The sequence below is a fragment of the Myxococcota bacterium genome, from assembly GCA_041389495.1.
Taxonomy (GTDB): domain Bacteria; phylum Myxococcota_A; class UBA9160; order UBA9160; family UBA4427; genus JAWKRT01.
Genome location: JAWKRT010000001.1, coordinates 1,860,548 through 1,883,775, shown reverse-complemented (window position 1 = coordinate 1,883,775; position 23,228 = coordinate 1,860,548). Strand labels below are relative to the sequence as shown.

The window sequence follows — 23,228 nt, the reverse complement described above, 5'->3', positions numbered from 1 at the left end:
CGCCGCGTGCGGCGCGGCTACTTCGTCTTCACGTTCCAGTGCTTCGCGGCCGTCGCGGCGGCGTCCGCGCCGCCCGCCGGCTTCGACGCGTCGCTCTCGAAGGGCGTCGCGAAGGCGGTCGCGAGCTGCTTCATGACGTGCGCGATGGTGACGAACGGCGCGTCGGCCGGCGCCGGCGCCGCGCCGCCCGCCGACTTGAGCGAGAGGTCGACGCCCGACGCCTGCGCGCGCAGTGCGCCGACCGTCGCCTGCTCGCGCGGGACGTGCGCGAAGGGGTCGTAGCGGAAGTGGCGCATCGCATTCAGGTGCGTCATCGCGTCGACTTCGGCCTTCGGAACGCCTTCCATCGACCGCCACAGCCGCTCCGGCGCGTCGGGCCAGGTCGAGTCGCTGTGCGGGTAGTCGCACTCCCACGTGATGGTCTCGAGCCCGACGAGATCGCGGTCGCGCACGCCGACCGCGTCGTCGATGAAGCACGTCACGAAGTGGCGGCGGAAGACGTCGCTCGGGAGCTCGCCGCCGAAGTCCTGGTGCGTCCACTTGTGGTGGTGCTCGTAGACGTAGTCGACGCGCTCGAGGAAGTACGGCACCCAGCCGATGCCGCCCTCCGAGAGCGCGATGCGCAGGTCGGGATGGCGGCGCAGCACGTTGCTGAAGACCCACTCGGTGGCGCACGAGAAGAGCGAGATCGGCGTCGACGCGATCATGATCTCGACCGGCGCCTCGGGCTCGCTGAAGTTCATGCCCGTGCCCGAGCCGATGTGGATCGCGACGATCACGCCCTCGTCCGAGCACGCCTTCCAGAAGGGCTCCCAGTAGTCGTTGTGCAGCGACGGGAAGCCGAGGCCGACGGGGTTGTCCGGGAACGTGACCGCATGGCAGCCCTTCCGCGCGACGCGCCGGACCTCCTCGGCCATCGCCTTCGGGTCCCACAGCATCGGGAGCGCGAGCGGGATGAAGCGGCCGGGATGCGCGCCGCACCAGCCGTCGATGTGCCAGTCGTTGTAGGCCTGGGTCATGGTGCGCGCGAGCGTCTTGTCGTCCTGGCGCGCGAAGAGCTGGCCGCAGAAGCCCGGCACGGACGAGAAGCACATCGAGCCGAGGATGCCCGCCGCGTTCATGTCGCGGACGCGCTCGTCGACGTCGTAGTGCCCGGGGCGCAGCTGCGAGAGCGCCGTCGGCTCCATTCCGTATTCCTCGGGCGGCCGGCCGGAGACGGCGTTCAGCCCGACGTTCGGGATCTGCTGGCCGTTGAACAGCCACACGTCGGTGTCGTCGGGCTTGTGCACGAGCTTCGGCGCCTTCGCCTTCCACTCGGGCGTCAGCACGCCGTCCCACATGTCGGGCGGCTCGACGACGTGGTCGTCCACGCTCACGAGGATCATGTCTTCGAGCTTCATGACGGGGTCTCCTGTCGCAGGATGCGCGCGAATGCGCGCAGGTCGCGCACGAACGCCTCGGGCTGCTCGAACGCGGCGAAGTGCCCGCCGCGCTCCATCTGTGCGAAGTGCACGAGCCGGTAGCGCCGCTCCATCCACGCGCGCGGCGTCTGCAGGAGCTCGCGCGGATAGCGCGCGAAGCCGGTCGGCACGTCGACGCGGCCGCGCCACGGGTCGGTCGCGGCGGTGCCGGCGCGCGCGCTCTCGCAGTAGAGGCGCGCGGCCGACGCCGCCGTGCCCGTCCACCAGTACTGCATCACGTTGGTGAGCAGATCGTCGAGCGCGTACACGCTCTCGAGCCGCCCGTCCGGGCGCAGGTCGCTCCAGGCGTGGAACTTCTCGAGGATCCAGCCCGCGAGCCCGGCGGGCGAGTCGTTGAGCCCGAGGCCGAGCGTGTTCGGCTTGGTGCTCTGGATCGCCATGTAGCCCGTGCCGTCGGCGATGCGCGCGCCCGCCTCGGCGAACGCGGCCTTCTCCTCGTCCGTCACGCCCTCCCACGCCTCGGGCGCGGCGAGGTCGTCGGGCATCGCGAAGCCCATGTTGAGGTGCACGCCGAGCAGCCGGTCGGCGTAGGCCTCGCCGAGCCGGCGCGTGACGAGCGCGCCCCAGTCGCCTCCCTGCGCGACATAGCGTTCGTAGCCGAGCTGCCGCATCAGCGCGGCGACCGCGTCGGCGACGCGGTGCACGTCGACGCCCGGCCGCGTCGTCGGGCCCGAGAAGCCGTAGCCCGGCATCGACGGGCACACGACGTGGAAGGCGTCGGCCGGGTCGCCGCCGTGCGCGCGCGGGTCGGCGAGCGGGCCCATCACGCCGAGGAACTCGACCGGCGAGCCCGGCCAGCCGTGCGTCAGCACGAGCGGAACGGCGTCGGGCTCGGGCGAGCGCACGTGGAAGAAGTGCACGCGCTCGCCCGCCGCCTCGGTCGTGAACTGCGGGAACGCGGCGAGCCGCGCCTCCTGCGCGCGCCAGTCGTAGCCGTCGCGCCAGTAGGCGAGCACGTCGCGCAGCGCCGAGCTCGGCATGCCGTAGCGCCAGCCGGCGTCCTCGAGGTCGTCCGGGAGGCGCGCGCGAGCGAGCCGCACGCGCAGATCGTCGAGGTCGGCCTCGGGGATCGCGATGCGGAACGGCTCGATCGCCACGAGGCCGCCTCCCGCGCTAGCGCTTGCGCGCGAGCAGGAGCCCGTCGCCCACCGGGATCATCGACGTCGACACGCGCGCGTCCGCGGCGACGAGGTCGTTGAACGCGCGGATCGCCTTCGTCTGCTCGTCCTGCGCCGCCGGGTCGACCACCGCGCCCATCCACAGCACGTTGTCGCACACGACGAGGCCGCCCTGCGGCATGCGCGCGAGGATCTCCTCGTAGTACACGGGGTAGTTCGGCTTGTCGGCGTCGATGAAGGCGAAGTCGAAGAGCGGCTCGCGCGGGAGCGCGCGCAGCGCGTCGACCGCGGGCCCGAGGCGCAGCTCGATCTTGTGCTCGAGGCCCGCCTTCGCCCAGTAGCGCCGCGCGATCGCCGTCCACTCCTCGCTCGTGTCGAGGCACAGGAGCCGCCCGTCGTCGGGCAGCCCGCGCGCGATCGAGATCGACGAGTGGCCGGTGAACGTGCCGACCTCGACGGCGCGCCGCGCGCCCGAGATCGCGACGAGCATCTGCATGAACGCGCCCTGCTCGGGCGCGATCTCCATCAGCCACAGCCCCTCGACGCTGCGCTTCGTCTCGGCCGTGAGCTCGCGGAGCAGGTCGTCGTCGGGGTCGCTGTGCGCGACGAGGTACTCGTGGAGCGCTTCGGTCAGCCATGCGGACTTGGGCATTCGATCGGCCTCGCTGTTCCCGCGCGCCGGCGCAGCGCCGCCCGGGGGCGGCGATCGATCTGCGTCGACGGGGGCGGCTCGGGGCGCGCGCGGTGGTAGGGTACGCGCCGGCCGACAGCGGTGTCGACCGGGAACCGAGGAGCCGCGACCCCGCATGGCGAGCACGCCGGCCCGCAACCCCCTCCACGACGTCGCGATCGTCGGCGTCTACGACACGCCGCAGGCCAAGAAGCTCACGGGCTGGACGGAGCCCGCGCTGCTCGTCGACGCCATGCGCGGCGCGCTCGCGAACGCGGGCCTCGCGCCGACGGACGTCGACGGCGTGAACGCGCACAGCTGGGTCTGGCGGCTCAGCTCGCGCGAGGGCGCCCACCTGCTCGGCAAGCAGCCGTGCTGGACGGGCCAGGAGCCGGGCATCGGCGGCGTGCTCGAGGCCGCGGCCGCGATCGCGACGGGCCAGTGCCACACCGCGCTCGTCGCGAGCGTGCAGTGCGGCGAGTACACCGACCACTCGGCCACCGTGTCGTGGACGCGCCCGACGAACGAGTTCGTCGAGTGCTGGGGGCTCTACACCGCCGCCGAGTTCGCGCTGATCGCGCAGCGCCACATGCACCTGTACGGCACGCCGCAGGAAGCGCTCGCCGAGGTCGCCGCCGCGATCCGCAGCAACGGCGCCCTGAACCCCGAGGCCGTGATGTACGGCAAGGAGGTGTCGCGCGAGACGGTGCTGCAGTCGCGCATGGTCGCGTCGCCCTTCCACCTGCTCGACTGCTGCATCAACTCGGAGGGCGGCGCCGCGCTCGTGCTGACGACGGCCGAGCGCGCGCGCGACCTCGACGCGACGCCCGTCTTCGTGCTCGGCGGCTCGACCGACCGTCAGGGCATGTCGTACGTGACGGCGCCGGTCTGGGACCGCTACGGCACCGTCGGCCGGCGCGCGGCGCGCCTCTGCTACGCGCAGAGCGGGCTCGGCCCGCGCGACGTCGACGTGCTCGAGCTCTACGACCCGTTCTCGTTCGAAGTCATCCGCCAGCTCGAGGCGTTCGACTTCTGCAAGGAGGGCGAGGCCGCCGACTACGTGCTCGACGGCCAGGTGCGCATCGACGGCGCGACGCCCGTCGCGACGAACGGCGGCCTCCTCTCGTTCAGCCACGCGGGCCTCGCGCAGCTGCTGCAGAAGCCGATCGCCGCCGTGAAGCAGCTTCGCGGCGACGTGCCGGACGCGCTCCGCGTGCCGGAGGCGAAGGTCGCGATGGCGAGCAACGGCGGCGCGGGCGCGCTCTTCTGCGACGTCATGATGCTGGGAACGGAGCGGCCGTGAGCGACGCGACGACACCGACGAGGCCCCACGAAGGAACGCCGCTCCCGCGGCCGACGCCGCTCTCGCAGCCGCACTGGGACGGCTGCCGCGAGGGCGAGCTGCGCGTGCAGCGCTGCACCGCGTGCGGCGCGCTCGAGTTCATTCCGCAGCCCGTCTGCACGGCGTGCTTCACCGAGGCGCTCGAGTGGACGCGCGTCTCCGGGCGCGGCGAGGTCTACAGCTTCAGCGTCGTGCACCGGCCGCAGCGGCCCGAGTTCCGCGCGCCCTACGTGGTCGCGATCGTCGCGCTCGAAGAGGGTGCCCACATGCTGACCAACCTCGTCGACGTCGCGCCCGACGACGTGCGCATCGGCATGCCCGTCGAGGTCGCGTTCCACCGCGCGAGCGACGCGATCACCCTGCCCTACTTCCGGCCGCGCGCCGCGCCCGCGGCGGGCGCGCGCTGACGTGGCGGACGTCCCGCCCGTCGAGCTCGGCCACGCGCTCGTCGGCTTCCTCGAGCCGCACGCGGGCCACGAGCGCGCCTTCCACCGCTGGTACGCGCGCGACCACCTCTATCGCGCGGGCGTGTGCGCGCCGGGCACGCTCGCCGCGCGCCTGTGGATCGCGCCGCCCGACCTGCGCGCGTTGCGCGAGCCGCGCGGCGCCAACCCGATCGGCGGCGACGCGGCGCGCGGCACGCACCTGTCGACCTTCTGGGTCCAGCAGGGCGCGCTCGACGAGCAGCAGCGCTTCGTCGCCGCGAGCATGGAGGCGCAGCGCGCGCGCGGCGAGTCGTTCCCGCACCGCGACCACCTCTTCACGCACCGCTACCGGCACGCAGGCAGCGTGCGGCGCGACCCGGACGGCGTGCCGCCCGAGCTCGCGCTCGACCATCGCTATGCGGGGCTCGTCGCCGCGTGGGTCGACTGCGCGCCCGGCCAGCCGCTCGCCGGGCTCGAGAGCGCGCTCCGCGAGCGCGCGCTGCCCGCGCTGCTCGCGGGCTCGCCGGCCGAGCTCGCCGTCGTGCTCGCACTGATGCCGAAGCCGCCCGAGTGGCCCGCCGACTTCCCCGAGCCGCCCGGCCTCGGGCAGCGCCTGCTCGTGCTCTGCTTCGTCGCGGGCGACGTGCGCGACGCGTGGCCCGCGCACTTCGCGGGCCTGGCCTCGCGGCTCGCCGCGCACGGCGCGGGAACGCTCGCGCTCGCCGCGCCGTTCGACGCCGACGTGCCCGGCGTCGACCCCGACTTCCTCTGACCCGCGCGGCGGCGCGCGGCGCCGCCCGCCCGCCGCGCGCCGCCGCGCGCGAGTGCCAAGGAGAGCCCCGTGTCCTCGCGCATCGACCGCCGCCTCGCCGACCTCGCCATCCAGCTTCCCGAGGCACCCGCTCCGGCCGCCAACTACGTGCCGTGGGTCCGCACGGGCGATCTCGTGTTCGTCTCGGGCCAGGTGCCGTTCGAGGACGGCCGGCTCGCCTACCAGGGGACGGTCGGCGCCGACCTCACGCGCGCGCAGGGCGAGGCCGCGGCGCGCGCGTGCGCGCTCGGCGTGATCGCGCAGGTGCGCGCGGCGTGCGGAGGCGACCTCGACCGCGTGCGGCGTTGCGTGCAGATCCAGGGGTTCGTCCGCTCCGCGCCCGGCTTCGGCGAGCAGCCGGCCGTGATCAACGCCGCCTCGAACCTGATGGTCGACGTCTTCGGCGACGCGGGCCGCCACGCGCGCTTCGCGGTGGGGACGAACGAGCTGCCGTTCGGCGTGGCCGTCGAGATCGCCGCGGTCTTCGAGATCGAGGGCTAGGAGGACGGAGCGCCGGCGAGCGGGCGCTGCGCGGCCGCGCGGGCGGCCCGGCGCGCTCGTGTAGACTGCGCCGGCCCGCGCCGCACGCGAGCGGCGGCGGGGCGGAGCCTAACATGCCTTCCGACTCCCCTTCCGACCTCGAGGCGTTCCGCGCCGAGGTGCGCGCCTTCCTCGAAGAGCACTGCCCGGCGACGATGCGCGGGCCGATCGACCTGATGGCCACCGCGAACTGGGGCGGCCGCCGGCGCGAGTTCTTCGAGCCGCGCGAGGACGGCGAGCGCTGGATGCACGTCATGGCCGAGCGCGGCTTCACCGTGCCGACCTGGCCGAAGGAGTACGGAGGCGGGGGCCTCTCGACCGCGCAGGCGCGCGTCCTCGCGCAGGAGATGGCGCGCATCGAGGCGCGCCCGCCGCACACCAACATCGGCATCACGATGCTCGGCCCGACGCTGCTCGAGTTCGGCACCGAGGAGCAGAAGCGCGAGCACGTCCCGAAGATCGCGCGCGGCGAGATCCGCTGGTGCCAGGGGTACAGCGAGCCCGGCGCGGGCTCCGACCTCGCCTCGCTGCAGACGCGCTGCGAGGACCGCGGCGACCACTACGTGCTGAACGGGCAGAAGATCTGGACCTCGTACGCGGACAAGTCCGACTGGATCTTCTGCCTCGTGCGCAGCGACCCGAAGGCGAGCAAGCACGAGGGCATCAGCTTCGTGCTCGTCGACATGGACCAGCCCGGCGTGCGCACGAGCCCCATCAAGCTGATCAGCGGCTCGTCGCCGTTCTGCCAGACGTTCTTCGAGAACGCGCGCGTCGAGAAGCGCGACCTCGTCGGGAAGCCCGGCCAGGGCTGGACGATCGGGAAGCGCCTGCTCCAGTTCGAACGGCAGTCGATCAGCGGCGTCGGCGCACCGCGCGCGCAGCGCGCCGTCTCGCTCGGCGAGCTCGGCAAGCGCTACCTCGGCGACGACGGCGGCCGCGTCGCCGACGCGCGCCTGCGCGAGGCGATCGCGCACGTCGAGATCGAGCAGCGCGCGCTCGGCGCGACGGTGCGCCGCAGCCAGGACGAGGCGCGCGCGGGCGGCGAGGTCGGCACCGCGTCGTCGATCTTCAAGTACGTCGCGACCGAGACGAACAAGGCGCGCCACGAGCTCGCGCTCGAGATCCTGGGCAGCCAGGGCCTCGGCTGGGAGGGCGACGGGTTCGACGCCGACGAGCTCGCGCTCACCCGGCAGTGGCTGCGCTCGAAGGCCAACTCGATCGAGGGCGGCAGCTCCGAGATCCAGCTCAACATCATCGCCAAGCGCGTGCTCGGCCTGCCCGACTAGCATCGCGCGACCGCGCGCCCGAGAGGTCCGACGCCCCATGTCCCTCGCCCCGACCGAAGAGCAGGAGCTGCTGCGCGAGAGCGCGCGCGGCTTCCTCGACGAGCGCGCCCCCGTCGCCGAGCTGCGGCGGCTGCGCGACACCGCCGACCCCGACGGCTTCTCGCGCGCCGTGTGGAAGGAGATGGCCGAGCTCGGCTGGGCGGGCATCCCGTTCGAGGAGCGCTTCGGCGGCGCGGGGCTCGGCTGGGCCGAGCTCGGCGTCGTGATGGCGGAGTGCGGGCGCACGCTCGCGGCCTCGCCCCTCCTCGCGACGACCGCGCTCGGCGGCGCGCTCGTCGCGCTCGCGGGCGACGACGCGCAGCGCGAGCGCTGGCTCGCGCCGCTCTGCGCGGGAGGCGTGCTGCTCGCCGGCGCGGTGCAGGAAGGGCCCCACCACGCCCCGCACCGCGTCGCGGCGCGCGCCGAGCGCGACGGCGCGGGCTTCGCGCTCCGCGGACGCAAGCACTTCGTGCTCGACGGCCACGTCGCCGACGCGATCGTCGTCGTCGCGCGCACGGCGGGCGGCGAGACGGACCGCGACGGCCTCGGGCTGTTCGTCGTCGACGCCGGCGCGCCGGGGCTCACCGTGAAGCGCACGCTCATGGTCGACGGCCGCAACGCCGCGACCGTCGAGCTCGACGGCGTCGCCGTCGCGGCGGACCGCGTGCTCGGCGACCCGGGCGGCGCGGCCGCGGCCCTCGACGCCGCGCTCGACCGCGCGACCGCCGCGCTCGCGAGCGAGATGCTCGGCGGCGCCGAGGCCGCCTTCGCCAGGACGCTCGACTACCTCCGGGTGCGCGAGCAGTTCGGCGTGCCGATCGGGAGCTTCCAGGCGCTCAAGCACCGCGCGGCGAGGATGTACATCGAGATCGAGCTCGGGAAGTCGCTCGCGCTCGACGCGCTGCGCGCGCTCGACGAGGGCCGCGACGACGCGCCGGCGGCCGTCTCGGCCGCGAAGGCGAAGCTCGACGACGCGCTCCAGCTCGTCGGCGCCGAAGGCGTGCAGATGCACGGCGGCATCGGTGTCACCGACGAGGAGGACATCGGGCTCTTCCTGAAGCGGTTCCGCGTGCAGCAGCGCACGTTCGGCGACGGCGGCTTCCACCGCCGTCGCTATGCGGCGCTGCGCGGCTACTGAGCGCGCCGCCGCGCGGGCCGGCGCCGCGGCGCGGGCGGGTGCAGCGACTTCACGAGCACGAGCTCCGTCTCGCGGAACCCCTCGGACGCGTACAGCGCGAGCGCGGGGTCGTTGCCCGCCTTGACGCCCAGACAGAAGACGGGAACGCCGGCCTCGCGCACGCGGTCCTCGGCCGCGCGCAGCAGCATGCGTCCGATGCCGCGGGCGCGATACGGCGCGGCGACGACGAGGTCGGCCAGGTGTCCGTGCGCGCGCGGGTCGTCGTCGGGCTCGTCGGACACGAAGCGCGTCCACACCGCGGCGTAGCCCGCGACCTCCCCGTCGACCTCGGCGACGATCACCGCACCCGCGAACTCGCGGCAGCGCTCGAACAGCAGCGCGAGGTACGCGTCGGCGACGTCCTCGCCGGCGGGCATCGCGGGGTCGAGCGCGCGCTCCGTCTCCTGCAGCTCGACGAAGCAGCGGCGAATCGCTGGGTAGTCGCGGTCCGGGTCGAAGGCGCGGAGCGCGGCCTTCGCGGGCGCGGTCAGCGGATCTTCGAGAGGACGTTTGCGCCGAACCGTTCGATCCATTCGACCTTCTGTTCGAGCGTCATGCGGTCGTCCGCATACGAGTTGCGGGCGCCGACGAGGATGTCGGTGACGCCCTTGTCCGCGAGCCGTTGGAAGTCGTCGGGACCCTTTGCCCCGAGCGGGATCACGTGGATCTCGAAGTCCGAGCGGTCGCGCCCGTACTCGTCGAGATACCGGTTCAGGGTGTCGAGCTGGCGGTGGAGGAGGTCGGCGTCGAAGCCCGCCATCATCCAGCCGTCCCCGATGCGCGCCGCGCGCCGCAGCGCCGCGTCCGCGTGGCCGCCGATCAGGAACTTGACCGGCTTGCGCGGCACCGGGTCGATCTTGATCGACGGGATCGAGTAGTGCTCGCTCTCGTAGGAGAAGAAGTCGCCGCGCAGCAGGCCGCGGATGATCTCGATCATCTCGTCCATGCGCTTGCCGCGGCTCTTCCAGTCCTGGCCGCAGCCCGCGAAATCCTGCGGCCACGGCGAGAGGCCGACCCCGAACTTGAAGCGGTCGTTCGACATCACGGCGACCGACGCGAGCCCCTTCGCGACGAGCACCGGCTGCCGGATCGGCAGCTTGTACACGAACGTCGCGAACAGGAGCTTCTCGGTCACGGCGGCGAGCGCGGGCACGAGCGTGAACGGCTCGATGAACGGCTTGTCCTCGAGGAACGCGCGCTTGCCGTCCGGCGTGTACGGATAGATGTCGTCCGCGTGCTCGGGGTAGAAGATCGAGTCGGGGACGTTGAAGGTGTCGATGCCCGCCCGCTCGCAGGCGCGCGCGAGCGGGACGTACTGGGCCGGGTCGCACATCGCTTCGCTGAACGAGAATCGCACGGTCGAGGCGGCCTCCCTCGGGTCGACGGCGCGCGCAGGATAGAGCGTCTTGCCAGCGCCGTCCGCGCGTGAGACGGTGCGCGCATGCCCGACCGCCCGTCCGCCGCCGCCGACCGGCCCGCCGCGCCCGGCCCGATCGCCGCCTGCCACCACGTCGCCGTCTGCGTCGGCGACGCCGAGGCCGCCCGCCGCTTCTACGGGGGCGCGCTCGGGCTCGAGGAGATCCCGCGCCCGCCCGAGGTCGCCGTGCCGGGCGCCTGGTACCGGCTCGGCGCGACCGAGCTCCACGTCTTCGAGGCGAAGGGCTACGCGCCGCCGCGCTCGCCGAGCTTTCCGCCGCACTTCGCCGTCTTCACGGCCGACTTCGACGCCTCGGTCGAGCGGCTGCGCGCGGCCGGGGCCCGCTTCGACTTCGGGCCGGGCACGGACGCGCACGGCATCCGCCGCGTCGTGCTCCGCGACCCGACGGGCAACGTCGTCGAGGTGACGGACGCCCCGCTCGGCGAGGCTCGTTAGGCCGTGCGCCCCCTGTCGCGCCGCGCCTTCCTGCGCGCCGGCGCGGCCGCCGGCGCGCTCGCCGCCGCGCCGCTCTCGCCCTTCGAGGCGCTCGCCGCGGGCGCGGGCCCGACCGCGCTCGGCCCGCCCGGGTTCGGCCCGCTCGCGCCGACGCCCGACGAGACGACGGGCGCCGCGCTGCTCGAGCTTCCCGCCGGCTTCCGGCTCGTCAGCGGCGCGTGGACGGGCGACCCCATGGAGGATGGCGAGACCGCGCCCGACCGCCCCGACGGCATCGGCTGCTTCCGCGCGCGGCGCGGCCGCCTCGTGCTCGTCCGCAACCACGAGCGCAGCGCGGGCGCGCCGCTCTCCGCGCGCGCCCCGCTCTACGACGCGCAGGCCGGTGGCGGCACGACCCACGTCGTCTTCGACCCGCGCGCCGGCCGCTTCGGCGCCGCGTGGGCGAGCCTCGCCGGCACGCTGCGCAACTGCGCGGGCGGCATCGCGCCGTGGGGAAGCTGGGTCTCCTGCGAGGAGACGACCGACGGCCCGGGCAACGGGGCGCTCCTGCGCGAGCACGGCTTCTGCTTCGAGGTGCCCGCGCACGGGCGCGCGAGCGCGCAGCCGCTGCGCGCGATGGGCCGCTTCGCGCACGAGGCGGTCGCGTTCGAGGCGGACGGGAGCGCGGCCTACCTGACGGAGGACGCCGGCGCGTCCGGGCTCTACCGCTTCCTGCCGAATGCGCGCGGGCGGCTCGACGCCGGCCGCCTGCAGATGCTCGCGCTGCGCGACGCGCCCGCGGCCGACACGGCGCGCGGCGTCCCGGCCGGCGTGCCGCTCGACGTCGACTGGGTCGACATCGACCTCCCCGACCCGCCCGGCGACCGCAACGCGGTCGCCGCGAGCGCCGTGTACCTGCAGGGCCGCGCGCGCGGCGGCGCGCGCTTCGTGCGCGGCGAGGGCATCTGGCGCGTGCGCGGGCGCTTCCTGTTCACGGCGACGGCGGGCGGCGCGGCGGGCCTCGGGCAGGTCTTCGAGCTCGACCCGCGCGCGCAGACGCTGCGGCTCGTCTACGAATCCGCGTCCGCGGCCGACCTCGAGAGCCCGGACAACGTGACGGCGAGCCCGGGCGGCGGCGCCGTGCTGTGCGAGGACGGCGCGGGCAGCGACCGCCTGCTCGGGCTCACGCGCGGCGGCGACCTCTTCGCGCTCGCGCGCGGCAACGCCGTGCTGGCCGGCGAGCGCGGCTTCGCGGGCGACTTCCGCAGCTCCGAGCTCACGGGCGCGTGCTTCGCGCCGCCCGTGCGCGGCGCGGCGCGCTGGCTGTTCGTGAACCTGCAGGAGCCGGGCATCACGTGCGCGATCGCGGGGCCGTGGCGGCGCGGCGGGCTGTAGGAGGCGCGGACGCGCGCTCGTGCGGCCCGGCCTCTCCGCCGCCGCTATCGTTGCCGGCCGCCCGCCGGCGCCCGCGCGCGCGACGCAACCAGGAGCCTTCGTGAGCAGCGCATCGCCCCAGTTCGACGCCCACTACGCCCTCGACGACAAGTACACGCGCGCCGAGGGCCGCATCTACATCACCGGCGTGCAGGCGCTCGTGCGCCTGCCGCTCATGATGCGCGAGCGCGACGCGGCCGCCGGCCTCGACACGGCGGGCTTCATCTCGGGCTACCGCGGCTCGCCGCTCGGCACCTACGACCTCGCGCTCTGGCAGGCGAAGAAGCACCTCGAGCAGCACCACGTGCGCTTCGAGCCCGGGCTCAACGAGGACCTCGCCGCCACGGCGGTGTGGGGCTCGCAGCAGGCGAACCTGCTCGACACGCCGAAGTACGACGGCGTCTTCGCCATCTGGTACGGCAAGGGCCCGGGCGTCGATCGCTCGTGCGACGCGCTCAAGCACGGCAACTACGCGGGCGCGGCGCCGAAGGGCGGCGTGCTCGCGCTCTGCGGCGACGACCCGGGCGCGAAGTCGTCGTCGATCGCGCACCAGAGCGAGCAGGCGCTCGTGCACCTCGGCATGCCCGTGCTCAACCCGGCGAGCGTGCAGGACTACCTCGACTTCGGGATCTTTGGCTTCGAGCTGTCGCGCTACTCGGGCGCGTGGGTCGCGATGAAGTGCCTGACGGACACCGTCGAGAGCGGCGCGTCCGTCGACGTGGGCCACGACCGCGTGCGCGTCGCGCTCCCCGACGACTTCGCGCTGCCGCCGGGCGGGCTCAACATCGGCTTCGTGACGGGCGGGCTGCTCGGCGTCGAGCAGCGGCTCTTCCACCAGCGCCTCCCCGCCGTGCAGGCCTTCGTGCGCGCGAACGGGCTCGACCGCACGCCGATCGCCGCACCGCGCAAGCGCGTCGGCATCGTGACGACGGGCAAGGCCTACCTCGACGTGCGTCAGGCGCTCGAGGAGCTCGGCATCGACGAGCAGAAGGCGGCCGACCTCGGCCTGTCGATCTACAAGGTCGCGCTCGCGTGGCCGCTCGAGCCCGTGAACGCGCGCGCCTTCTGCGCCGGACACGAAGAGGTGCTCGTCGTCGAGGAGAAGCGCGCGTTCCTCGAGGAGCAGCTCGCGCGCGTGCTCTACGACCTGCCCGCCGGCGAGCGCCCGCGGCTCCTCGGCAAGCGCGACGCGGACGGCGCGCCGCTCGTCTCGGACGTCGGCGAGCTCTCGCCCGGCGACGTGGTCACCGCGCTGCGCCGCTGGCTCGGGCGCGCGGCGCCCGAGCTCGTCGCCGATGCGCGCGGCGCGCAGATCGTCCCGCTGCCGACGATCGCGGGCGGCGGCCTCACGCGCCGCCCCGCGTTCTGCTCGGGCTGCCCGCACAACACGTCGACCGTCGTGCCCGACGGCTCGATCGCGTTCGGCGGCATCGGCTGTCACGGCATGGTCGCGTGGATGCCCGAGCGGCGGACCGTGTCGACGACGCACATGGGCGGCGAAGGCGCGACGTGGCCCGGGCTCGCTCCGTTCATCGGGATGGACCACGTCTTCCAGAACATGGGCGACGGCACCTACTTCCACAGCGGCTACCTCGCCATCCGCGCGAACGTCGCCGCCGGCTCGAAGATCACGTACAAGATCCTCGTGAACGGCGCGGTCGCGATGACGGGCGGCCAGCCGATCGAGGGCCACCCGATGGACGGCGCGATCACCGCGCCGCAGATCGCGCGCCAGCTCGTGGCCGAGGGCGTCGCGAAGGTGGTCGTCGTGAGCCCGGAGCCGGACAAGTACCCGGCCGGCTCGCTCCCGCCCGGCGTCGAGACCTTCCACCGCGACCGGCTCGACTTCGTGCAGAAGCAGCTGCGCGCGGTCGACGGCGTCACGGCCATCGTCTACGACCAGACGTGCGCGGCCGAGGCGCGCCGCCTGCGCAAGCGCGGACAGTTCCCCGACCCCGACCGCCGCGTCGTCATCAACGAGCGCGTGTGCGAGGGCTGCGGCGACTGCAGCGTCGTCAGCAACTGCATCAGCGTCGAGCCCGTCGAGACCGAGTTCGGGCGCAAGCGCCGCATCAACCAGAGCACGTGCAACAAGGACTTCTCGTGCGTGAAGGGCCACTGCCCGAGCTTCCTGTCGGTGTACGGCGCGACGCTGCGCAAGGCGGCGACCGAGTCGGCGGACACGGGCGACGACGCGGTCTTCGCCGGCCTCCCGCTGCCCGCGCCGCCCGACACGAGCACGCCGTTCAACGTGCTCGTCACCGGCATCGGCGGCACGGGCGTCGTGACGGTGGGCGCGCTCGTCAGCATGGCCGCGCACCTCGAGGGCAAGGGCGTCACCTGCCTCGACGTCACGGGGCTCGCGCAGAAGAACGGCCCGGTCACGAGCCACGTGCGCGTCGCCGACCGCCCCGACCAGCTGCACGCGACGCGCCTCGCCGCGGGCGCGGCGGACCTCGTGCTCGGCTGCGACATCGTCGTCGCGAGCGGGCCCGACGCGCTCTCGAAGATGGCGAAGGGGCGCACGGCGGTCGTCGCGAACGACCACGTGGCGCCGACCGCCGACTTCGCGACGAACCCGAACCTCGACCTCTCGCCCGGCCGGATGGAGGAGGCGATCGCACAGGTGGCGAGCGCGGACGACGCGCACTTCGTGCCGGCGACGGCGCTCGCGACGGCGCTCCTCGGCGACGCGATCGCGACCAACCTCTTCCTCGTCGGCTACGCGTTCCAGCTCGGCCGCATCCCCGTCTCGCTCGGCGCGCTCGAGCGCGCCATCGAGCTGAACGGCCAGGCCGTCGCGATGAACAAGCGCGCGCTCGCGTGGGGACGCCTCGCCGCGCACGACATCGAGAAGGTGCGCGCCATCGCGAAGCCGCTCCTGCGCGGCGCGGCCGAGGGCGGCGAGGCGGCGCGCGAGAAGACGCTCGACGAGCTCGTCGAGCACCGCGCCGCGGAGCTGCGCGCCTATCAGGGGCGCGGCCTCGCGAAGCGCTACCGCAGGCTCGTCGACCGCGCGCGCGAGCGCGAGCGCGCGCTCGGCAACGGCAGCGAGGCCTTCGCGCGCGCGGTCGCGCAGGCGTTCTTCCCGCTGCTCGCGATCAAGGACGAGTACGAGGTCGCGCGGCTGTGGACGGACGGGAGCTTCGAGCGCCAGCTCGCGCAGCAGTTCGAGGGCGACTACCGCATCGCCCTCCACCTCGCGCCGCCGCGCATGCCCGTCGTCGACCGCTTCCTGCGCCGGCAGGACCCGGACACCGGACGCATGAAGAAGATCGAGTTCGGGCCGTGGTTCTTCCGCGCGCTGCGCCTCATGGCGAAGGCGAAGCGCCTGCGCGGCACGCCGCTCGACCCGTTCGCGACCGCGCACCGCAAGCTCGAGCGGAGCCTCGCGCCCGCGTACGAGACGACGATCGCCGAGCTCTGCGACGGGCTCACGGCCGAGAACCTCGACACCGCCGTCGCGATCGCCGAGCTGCCGCTCGAGATCCGCGGCTACGAGGACATCAAGGAGCGCGCGATCGAGCGCGCGCAGGAGAAGGAGCGCGAGCTGCTCGCGTCGTTCCGGCTGCGCGCGCCGGGCGGGCCGGCCGGCGCGGGCGCCGGAGCGCGCGCGTGAGCGACGCGCCCCGGCTCGTCTTCGCGAACGCGAACCTGCTCGACGGCGAGCACGAAGCGCGACCGCGCCAGACCGTCGTCGTCGAGGGCGAGCGGATCGTCTCGGTCGGCGACGCGCCGTACACCGCGGCGCCGGGCGACCGCGTCGTCGACCTCGCCGGCCGCACGCTCATGCCCGGCCTCGTCACGACGCACTTCCACTCGACCTATCACGACATCGGCATCTCGCCGCAGCCGCTCGGCCTCGAGGCGCCGCCCGCCGTGCTCGCCATCGTCGCGGAGAAGAACCTGCAGTGCGCGCTCCGCAGCGGCTTCACGTCCGTCGTGTCCGCGGGCGGCATCAACGCCTTCATCGACCCGCAGCTCAAGCGCGCCATCACCGACGGCCTCACCGAGGGGCCGCGCATGGTCGCGGGCGGCCACGGCCTCGACATCGTCGGCGGCTACCAGGACACGGGGAAGTGGTGGTGGGAGCTCGGCAACCAGGGCTCGTGTCGCTATGCGAACGGCCCGGACGGCTTCCGCCACCTCGTGCGCGACGAGGTCCGCCGCGGCGTCGAGATGGTGAAGCTCTTCCCGAGCGGCGGGCACGGCGTCCACGAAGAGGTCGAGACGCTCACGTTCACGCGCGACGAGCTGCGCGCGGCCGTCCACGCCGCGCACCAGCGCGGCGCGCGCGTGCGCGCGCACTGCCCGTGGAAGGAGCCCATGCTCGAGTGCCTGGCCGCCGGCGTCGACGTCATCGACCACGGCGACCGCATCGACGCCGAGGTGCTCGACGCGATGCTCGCCGCCGACGCCACGCTCGTCCCGAGCGCCTACTTCATCCACCTCATGCTGAACGACCCGACGAACGCCGTCGGCGCGACGCCCGTGCAGATGGCGCCCGTCCGCGCCGACTTCGAGAACATGTGCAAGCGCCTGCCCGAGGCGAACGCCGCCGGCCTGCGCATCACCGTCGGCGACGACTACGGCATCCTCCTCCTGCCCCACCGGCCGCACATCTACGCCCGCGAGCTCGCCTTCTACGTCGACCACGTCGGCATCCCCGCGCTCGACGTCCTCCGCTGGGCCACGAAGCACGGCGGCGAGCTGATGCTCGAGGACGTGGGCACGATCGCGACCGGCAAGCTCGCCGACCTCCTCGTCGTCGACGGCGACCCGAGCCGCGACATCGCCCTCCTCCAGGACGACGCGAAGCTCCTCGCCATCGTGAAGGGCGGGGAGTTCGTGAAGGACGCGCTGGCGGGGGAGCGCGGCTGAGCGCCGGCGCGACCGCGCGCCGGCCTTCCGTCACCCGAGCAGCTCCGCCGCGAGCGCGAGAAGCGTCTCCTCGCGGCGGGGTGCGGCGACGATCTGGACGCCGACGGGGAGGCCTTCGCGCGTCTGGGCGAGGGGCAGCGTGATCGCGGGCTGGCCGGTCGCGTTCCAGGGCTCGGTGAAGGCCATGTGCGGGACCATGCGCTCGAGCAGCGCGAGCGGCGCGAGCGCGGTGGGGTCGAGGTGCGCGAGCGGCGGTGCGGGCTCGACCACGGTCGGCGTGACGAGCGCGTCGACCTCCTCGAACCACGCGGCCGTCACCTGCGACCAGCCTTCGACCCACGCGCGCGCGTCGGCGACGACGCGCTCGGCCAGCGGCTCGTCGGCGAGGTGCGCGAGCTCCCACAGGAAGGGCTCGACGTCGTCGGGCCCGACGGCGCGGCCGAGGCGCTCGGCCAGCTCGTCGAGACAGCCGCGGTACTCGTCGTTGCCGAGGATGGCGCCGTAGACCTGGCGCTCGGCGTGGTCGTAGAGCGAGGGCGGCGCGCCCTCGTCGACCGCGTGCCCGCGCGCGGCGAGCGCGCGCGCCGTCCACTCGACCGCGCGCGCGCACGCGACGTCGACGTCGAAGCCGCCCGGCGCGCGCGTCGTGAACGCGACGCGCAGGCGCTTCGCGGCGGCGGCGCGCTCGGCGCAGGCGGCGGCGGCGAAGCGCCCGGGCTCCTGCGCCGCGCGCTCGCTCGGGCGCAGCGCGTCGAGGAAGGCCGCGGTGTCGCGCAGCGAGCGCGCGACGACGAACTCGACGTCCGCGCGCGCGGCGCCGAAGTGCCGCCAGGCGATGCGATCGCGCGAGGGCTTGAGGCCGACGAGCCCGCACCACGCGGCGGGAATGCGGATCGAGCCGGCGCCGTCGCTCGCGTGCGCGACGGGGACGAGGCCCGCGGCGACGGCCGCGCACGCGCCGCCCGACGAGCCGCCCGCCGAGCGCGCGAGGTCGAACGGGTTGCGCGCCGGCCCCGTCGCGAGCGGCCACGTGTTCGACTGGAGCGCGAACTCGGGCGTCGTCGAGTTGCCGACGGCGGCGAGCCCGAGCGCGCGGAAGCGGGCGCCGAGCACGGTGTCGGCGCTCGCGCGGTGGTCGGCCGCGCGCAGCGCGCGGTTGCCCGCGTAGTAGGGGCGGCCGGCCTGGCGCGCGCCGACGTCCTTCATCAGGAAGGGAACGCCCGCGAACGGCGCGTCGCGCGGGGCGCGCGCGGACTCGGCGAGCGCCGCCTCGAACGTGCGCACGGCGACGGCGCCGAGCGCCCCGTCGAGCGACTCGATGCGCGCGCACGCCGCGCGCACGAGCTCGTCGGGCGACACCTCGCCGCGGTGCACGAGCGCGGCCTGCGCGGTCGCGTCGAGGGCGGCGAGCGCATCGTCCGCGCGGATCGGCGCGCTCGGCGGGCCCGGCTGCATTCCGTCGTCCTCCTCGTCCCGCCGCGGCTCGCGCGCGCCCGCGCCCGCGCGCGGCCCGCGCGTGCGGCGGGCGGAGGGTACGCGGGCTTCGCCTCGCGCGCGCCGGGGCCCTATGTTGTCGCGGTGCCGTTCCGACTCCCGTCCCCCGTCGCGCCGCGCACTGCACACCCCGCCCCCGGAGCTCCTCGTTAGGCATGTCGACGCACGAGCCGCCCGGCGCGCGCCCCGCCCCGCTCCGCACCTACGACGTCGACGCCCCGCTCGAGCTCCTCGCCGACCCCGTCGCGCAGTGGCTCGACTGGGAGGAGCAGGCGAACCTCGTCGGCTTCCGCACGAGCACGCAGCCCGTCGAGGTCGACGTCGTCGCCGTGCCGCGCGCGGACGTCGAGGTGTTCGAGCTGCCGGGCGCGCCGCCCGCGATCGTGCGCCGCTTCGTCGCAGACGACCGGGTGCGCATCCCGCGCCACCCGCTGAACCGCGATGCGTCGGTGCGCTGGTCCGATGCGCCCGCGGCCGAGCGCTGGACGGCGCGCTTCACCGCCTCGCGCACGCTCGCCATGCCGGGCCCCGAGAGCGGGAGCGCGCTCTTCTCCGTCAAGCTCGCGACCGACCACCCGCACCCCGACTTCCACCAGCCCGAGAAGACGAAGCTGCGCGAAGAGGCGCTCGACGCCGTGCGCTGGACGGCGGCGATCGACCGCGTCGACGCGCGGCTCGCACCGCTCGAGGTGGCGGTGCTCGTGCGGGAGGTGCTCGTCGTGCTCGAGCGCGGCGGCGAGGCGGGCGTCCTCGTGCGCGACCTGCGCCGCTTCCAGACGGGCGGCTACTTCCTGCCCGCGCTCTCGCTCCCGTGGGTCGGCCGGCAGATCGCCGCTCGCGCGGGCGAGGACTTCGCACCCTTCTGGGAGCGATGCTATGCGGCGCCGATCGGTCGCGCGAAGGCCGAGCTGCTCGTGCGCTACGGCCTGTGGTACGAGACGCCGAACCCGCAGAACGTCGTGATCGAGCTCGACGCGCGGCTCGCGCCGACCGGCCGCATCCTGTTCCGCGACGTGGGCGACGGCCTGTGCGCGACCGACGCGCTCGCGCTCGCGGGCCCCGACGCCCCGCCGTGGACCGTGTTCACGGGCGAGCTGCGCCCCGAGACGCAGACGTCGTTCTGGGCGTTCGCCGAGTCGGCCGACCACAGCGTCGACGCGGCGACGCTCGAGCGCTGGTACCGCGCGCACGACGACGCCTACTACGGCGAGCTCGCGCGCCGGCTCCCGGCGCTCGCGCCGCGCGATGCGACCGCGAGCGGCCGCGCGCCGGAAGCGCTGCGCGCGCACTGGAGCGACGCGCTGCGCGCGCCCGGAGCGGCGGCCGCGGTCGCCGCCCTCGTCGCGCGGCCGGCGCGCGCGCCCGGCGGCGCGCCGTGAGCCCCGCCGCGCGTCCGCGGCGCGCGCTCGTGCTCTCGGGCGGCGGCGCGCGCGGCGCCTACGAGGCGGGCGTCCTGCAGTACCTGTTCGACGAGCTGCCGAAGGAGCTCGGCCACCCGCCGCGCATCGACATCGTGACGGGAACGTCCGTCGGTGCGATCCACGCCTGCTTCGTGGCCGCCACCGCGCACCTCGAGCGCCACCGCTCCGCGCGCCTGCGCCGCGTCTGGCAGAAGCTGCAGGGCGACGTCGTGCTCGGCTCGCCCGCGCGCGAGCTCACGCGCCTCCCCCGCCGCCTGCTCGGCGCGTTCCGCGCGCCGCGCGCGCTCGCGAGCGGCACGACGCCCGACCGCCTCTACGGCCTGCTCGACACGCAGCGGCTCGAGGAGCTCGTCGCGCAGGGCATCCCGTGGTCGCGCATCCCGGCGAACCTTCGCGAGGGGCGCCTCGAAGCGCTCTCCGTCGCGGCGACCGAGGTCGCGACCGGCCGCACCGTCGTGTTCGTCGAGACGGCCGACGTCGAGGGCGAGCCGCGCTGGACGCTCGACCCGAGCATGGTCGCGCGGCCCGCGCACATCCGGCTCGAGCACGCGCTCGCCTCGGCCGCGATCCCCGTCCTGTTCCCGACCGTGCGCGTCGACGCCTCGTACTACGTCGACGGCGGGCTGCGCCTCAACACGCCGCTCTCGCCCGCGCTGCGCCTCGGCGCCGATCGCATCCTCGTCGTCGCGCTGCGCGGCGGCGCGACGGGCGGGCACGAGGGCGACGCCGAGGCGCTGCGCGTCGAGCGCTTCGGAAACCCGCTCTTCCTGTTCGGCAAGGTGCTGAACGCGCTGCTGCTCGACCACGTCGAGACCGACCTCGCGCACATGCGCCTCATCAACGACATGCTGCGCCGCGTCCGCGACGCCGGCGGCAGCGACCTGATGCGCACCGTGAACACGCCCGTCGCCCGCGAGCGCGGCCAGCCGTTCAAGATCGTCGACGACGTCGTCGTGCGGCCGAGCATCGACCTCGGCGAGCTCGCCGGCGACGTCGCCCACGCCTCGCGCGAAGCCAGGTCGACGAGCGGTCCCATCCGCATGCTGCTCGGCGTCCTCGGCCTCGAAGGCAGCGCCCTCGAAGCCGACCTCCTCTCCTACCTCTACTTCGACGCCGCCTACACGGTGCCGCTCATGGAGCTCGGCCGCGCGGACGCGGCGGCGATGAAGGAGGAGCTGGTGCGGTTCTTCGCGGAGTGACGTCGCCCGACGAGCCCGCCCCCGATCCGGGCGCGGGAACGGGTACGATCGCGATCGCACCGCGCGCGGAGCGGCGCCGGACCGGCCGCGCACGCGAGCGCACACGACGAAGGAGGAACGCGATGCGGAGGACGGCGATCGCCTGCGCCCTGGCCGCGGGCGCACTGACGGGCTGCATCACGGTGGCGGGCGACCACCTCGACGACGTCACGCCCGCGCCCGGTGCCGTCGCACCCAGCATCGAGCAGACGGTCGGCGACTTCTCCTTCCATCTCGACGGCGGGAAGATGGTCACGTCGAACAAGATGGGCCGCGCCCTGAACGACGAGATCCTGAAGCGCTGGATCGCGGCGGGCTGGATCTCGGGTCAGACCTACGTCGCAACCGGCGCGTTCTCCGGGGCGACAGGCTACGAGCTCACGCTGAGTGGGAACCAGGAGGGCGAGTCGAGCGTGGCCCTCCAGGTGCTGAGCGGCCTCACGCTCACGGTGATCCCCTACTCGGTCGACTCGCGCATGGAGCTCCGCTACTCGCTGCGGAACGCCGGCACCGGCTGCGTCTTCGCGGCGAGCGTCATGGACTCCTACGACACGATCGTGGGCATCCTGCTGCTTCCGGTCTCGCCCTTCGCGCAAGGCGGCCGCGAGCGCACGTTCGACCGGATCGCCCATCACGTGTACGCGCAGCTGGCCTCGCAGGGCGCGTTCGAGCCGGACGCGAAGTGCCCGGACGAGGTGTCCTCGCACCGGACGCGCGCCGTGCCGAGCCCGTCGTTTGCGGACGCGGGCCCGCACGAGAGCCGAGCGACGCTTCGCTAGGCCCCTCCCCCTCCATCGAGAGCCGCCATCCCCGATGACGCGCCGTCCCTCCGACCCCGACCTCGACGCGATCGACTTCGCGGTCGACGCGCTTCCGGGCGACGCCCTGCACGCCGCGTTGCACGCGTTCCGCGCGCGGGGCGAGCTCGCGGCGACGCGCTTCGCGGGACGGCCCGCGCTCGTGATCGCAGGACGAGCGGCGCTCGAGGAGGCCTTCGTCGACGAGCACGCGTTCCCCGGCCATCGGATGTACGCGGCGTCGCTCGAGCCGGCGATCGGTGCGACGTTCATCTCGGACCCCGACCCGGAGCGGCACCTGCTGTTCCGCAAGCTCGCGACGCCGGCGTTCCGCTCGCGCGCCGTCGCGAGCTACGAGGCGTCGGGGCTCGAGGCGCTCGCCGACGAGCTGGTCGACCGCTTCGAGGAGCGCGAGGAGCTCGACCTCGTCGCCGAGTTCACCGCGCGCTTTCCCTACCTCGTGATCAGTCGGCTGCTCGGGCTCCCGCGCGATCGCGAGAGCGAGTTCCACGCCTGGGCGCTCGCGCTGCTCGGGCATCGCGACGACCCGCAGACGAGCACCGCCGCGCGCACGGCGTTGACGGCCTACCTCGAGCCGATCCTCGAGGAGCGACGCCGCGCGCCGCAGGACGACGTGATCTCCGAGCTCCTGCGCGCCGAGGTCGACGGCCGCCGGTTGCGCGACGAGGAGATCGTCTCGCACGTGCGCCTGCTCTTCCCGACGGGCGGCGAGACGACGCACGGCTCGCTCGGCAACCTGCTCTCGGCGCTGCTGCTGCACGAGGGCGCCTGGGATCGGCTCGCGCGCGACCCGGGTGCCATCCCGCGCGCCGTCGCCGAGGGCCTGCGCTACGACACGCCGATCGCCGTGCTGCCGCGGCTCTCGCGCAGCGAGCCCGTGCGCTTCCGCGGCGTCGACGTGCCGCCCGACACGTGGGTGCTGTTCGCGATCGCGGGTGCGAACCGCGACCCGGCCGTCGTGCCCGACCCGGACCGCTTCGACCCTGCGCGCGAGCCGGCGCCGCACCTCGTCTTCGGGCGCGGCCCGAAGAGCTGCCCGGGCCTCCACCTCGCGCGGCGCAACATGACGGTCGCGCTCGAGGTGCTCGTGCGCCGCCTTCCGCGCCTCGCGCTCGTCGACCGCGAGGCGGCCGCGCCGCGCCGCAGCGTGCTGCGCGCGCCGACTGCGCTGCGCGTGCGGCGGCGCTAGGCGCGTGGACGG

20 protein-coding genes are annotated in these 23,228 nt (G+C 74.6%); 14 read left to right on the top strand and 6 right to left on the bottom strand.

All coding sequences use genetic code 11. From position 1 onward, the window contains the following. Positions 1 to 17: 17 nt before the first annotated feature. The 3 genes from R3E88_08335 to R3E88_08325 are packed head-to-tail and all read right to left on the bottom strand — an operon-like array spanning position 18 to position 3,251. Positions 18 to 1,400, bottom strand: coding sequence for an amidohydrolase family protein (locus tag R3E88_08335; GenBank protein MEZ4216470.1), 1,383 nt, complete (start codon positions 1,398 to 1,400; stop codon positions 18 to 20). After that, positions 1,397 to 2,578, bottom strand: coding sequence for an epoxide hydrolase (locus R3E88_08330; protein MEZ4216469.1), 1,182 nt, complete (start codon positions 2,576 to 2,578; stop codon positions 1,397 to 1,399). Before R3E88_08330 ends, R3E88_08335 begins: the two co-directional genes overlap by 4 nt. Before the next feature lie 16 nt (positions 2,579 to 2,594). Next, complete coding sequence (locus tag R3E88_08325; GenBank protein ID MEZ4216468.1) at positions 2,595 to 3,251, bottom strand: class I SAM-dependent methyltransferase; 657 nt, start codon at positions 3,249 to 3,251, stop codon at positions 2,595 to 2,597. 154 nt (positions 3,252 to 3,405) lie between these two features. On the opposite strand from R3E88_08325, the gene R3E88_08320 reads away from it, so the two are divergent. From R3E88_08320 to R3E88_08295, 6 genes are all read left to right on the top strand, one after another. Beyond that, positions 3,406 to 4,572 carry a thiolase family protein gene (locus R3E88_08320; GenBank protein MEZ4216467.1) on the top strand — a complete coding sequence of 389 codons (1,167 nt, stop codon included), beginning with the start codon at positions 3,406 to 3,408 and terminating at the stop codon, positions 4,570 to 4,572. Then, a complete protein-coding gene (locus tag R3E88_08315; protein MEZ4216466.1) occupies positions 4,569 to 5,018 on the top strand; it encodes a Zn-ribbon domain-containing OB-fold protein in 450 nt (149 codons plus the stop codon). The genes R3E88_08320 and R3E88_08315 overlap by 4 nt, the downstream gene beginning before the upstream one ends. Before the next feature lies 1 nt (position 5,019). Then, entirely contained in the window at positions 5,020 to 5,808 is a 789-nt protein-coding gene (locus R3E88_08310; protein ID MEZ4216465.1) for a hypothetical protein, read from the top strand. A 69-nt stretch (positions 5,809 to 5,877) separates the two neighbouring features. Next, positions 5,878 to 6,348 (top strand): RidA family protein, encoded by a 471-nt coding sequence (locus R3E88_08305; protein ID MEZ4216464.1) that lies wholly within the window; start codon positions 5,878 to 5,880, stop codon positions 6,346 to 6,348. Between the two features lie 113 nt (positions 6,349 to 6,461). Next, a complete protein-coding gene (locus R3E88_08300; protein MEZ4216463.1) occupies positions 6,462 to 7,673 on the top strand; it encodes an acyl-CoA dehydrogenase family protein in 1,212 nt (403 codons plus the stop codon). Between the two features lie 37 nt (positions 7,674 to 7,710). Next, positions 7,711 to 8,850, top strand: coding sequence for an acyl-CoA dehydrogenase (locus R3E88_08295; protein MEZ4216462.1), 1,140 nt, complete (start codon positions 7,711 to 7,713; stop codon positions 8,848 to 8,850). Here R3E88_08295 and R3E88_08290 read toward each other — a convergent pair. Beyond that, the gene (locus R3E88_08290; protein MEZ4216461.1) at positions 8,844 to 9,422 is read right to left on the bottom strand and encodes a GNAT family N-acetyltransferase; all 579 of its coding nucleotides are present in this window, start codon (positions 9,420 to 9,422) and stop codon (positions 8,844 to 8,846) included. The two genes, R3E88_08295 and R3E88_08290, sit on opposite strands and share 7 nt — an antisense overlap. Further along, a complete protein-coding gene (locus R3E88_08285; GenBank protein MEZ4216460.1) occupies positions 9,377 to 10,246 on the bottom strand; it encodes a TIGR03619 family F420-dependent LLM class oxidoreductase in 870 nt (289 codons plus the stop codon). The genes R3E88_08290 and R3E88_08285 overlap by 46 nt, the downstream gene beginning before the upstream one ends. Positions 10,247 to 10,330: 84 nt before the next feature. Here R3E88_08285 and R3E88_08280 point away from each other — a divergent pair, with 84 nt between their 5' ends. The 4 genes from R3E88_08280 (at position 10,331) to R3E88_08265 (ending at position 17,056) form a co-directional block, all read left to right on the top strand. Then, the gene (locus R3E88_08280) at positions 10,331 to 10,762 is read left to right on the top strand and encodes a VOC family protein (protein MEZ4216459.1); all 432 of its coding nucleotides are present in this window, start codon (positions 10,331 to 10,333) and stop codon (positions 10,760 to 10,762) included. A gap of 3 nt (positions 10,763 to 10,765) precedes the next feature. Next, the gene (locus tag R3E88_08275) at positions 10,766 to 12,136 is read left to right on the top strand and encodes a DUF839 domain-containing protein (protein ID MEZ4216458.1); all 1,371 of its coding nucleotides are present in this window, start codon (positions 10,766 to 10,768) and stop codon (positions 12,134 to 12,136) included. Between the two features lie 100 nt (positions 12,137 to 12,236). Continuing rightward, positions 12,237 to 15,794, top strand: a complete 3,558-nt coding sequence (locus R3E88_08270; protein MEZ4216457.1) for an indolepyruvate ferredoxin oxidoreductase family protein — start codon at positions 12,237 to 12,239, stop codon at positions 15,792 to 15,794. After that, the gene (locus R3E88_08265) at positions 15,791 to 17,056 is read left to right on the top strand and encodes an amidohydrolase family protein (protein ID MEZ4216456.1); all 1,266 of its coding nucleotides are present in this window, start codon (positions 15,791 to 15,793) and stop codon (positions 17,054 to 17,056) included. The genes R3E88_08270 and R3E88_08265 overlap by 4 nt, the downstream gene beginning before the upstream one ends. Before the next feature lie 30 nt (positions 17,057 to 17,086). Here R3E88_08265 and R3E88_08260 read toward each other — a convergent pair whose 3' ends face one another. Continuing rightward, the gene (locus R3E88_08260) at positions 17,087 to 18,511 is read right to left on the bottom strand and encodes an amidase family protein (protein ID MEZ4216455.1); all 1,425 of its coding nucleotides are present in this window, start codon (positions 18,509 to 18,511) and stop codon (positions 17,087 to 17,089) included. A 194-nt stretch (positions 18,512 to 18,705) separates the two neighbouring features. Between R3E88_08260 and R3E88_08255 the strand changes: the two genes are divergently transcribed. The 4 genes from R3E88_08255 to R3E88_08240 all read left to right on the top strand — a co-directional run bounded on the left by R3E88_08255 (position 18,706) and on the right by R3E88_08240 (position 23,216). Beyond that, positions 18,706 to 19,929 carry a hypothetical protein gene (locus R3E88_08255; GenBank protein MEZ4216454.1) on the top strand — a complete coding sequence of 408 codons (1,224 nt, stop codon included), beginning with the start codon at positions 18,706 to 18,708 and terminating at the stop codon, positions 19,927 to 19,929. After that, positions 19,926 to 21,170 (top strand): patatin-like phospholipase family protein, encoded by a 1,245-nt coding sequence (locus R3E88_08250; protein ID MEZ4216453.1) that lies wholly within the window; start codon positions 19,926 to 19,928, stop codon positions 21,168 to 21,170. Before R3E88_08255 ends, R3E88_08250 begins: the two co-directional genes overlap by 4 nt. A gap of 122 nt (positions 21,171 to 21,292) precedes the next feature. After that, positions 21,293 to 21,988 (top strand): hypothetical protein, encoded by a 696-nt coding sequence (locus R3E88_08245; GenBank protein MEZ4216452.1) that lies wholly within the window; start codon positions 21,293 to 21,295, stop codon positions 21,986 to 21,988. A 34-nt stretch (positions 21,989 to 22,022) separates the two neighbouring features. After that, positions 22,023 to 23,216 (top strand): cytochrome P450, encoded by a 1,194-nt coding sequence (locus R3E88_08240; GenBank protein MEZ4216451.1) that lies wholly within the window; start codon positions 22,023 to 22,025, stop codon positions 23,214 to 23,216. Positions 23,217 to 23,228: the final 12 nt, after the last annotated feature.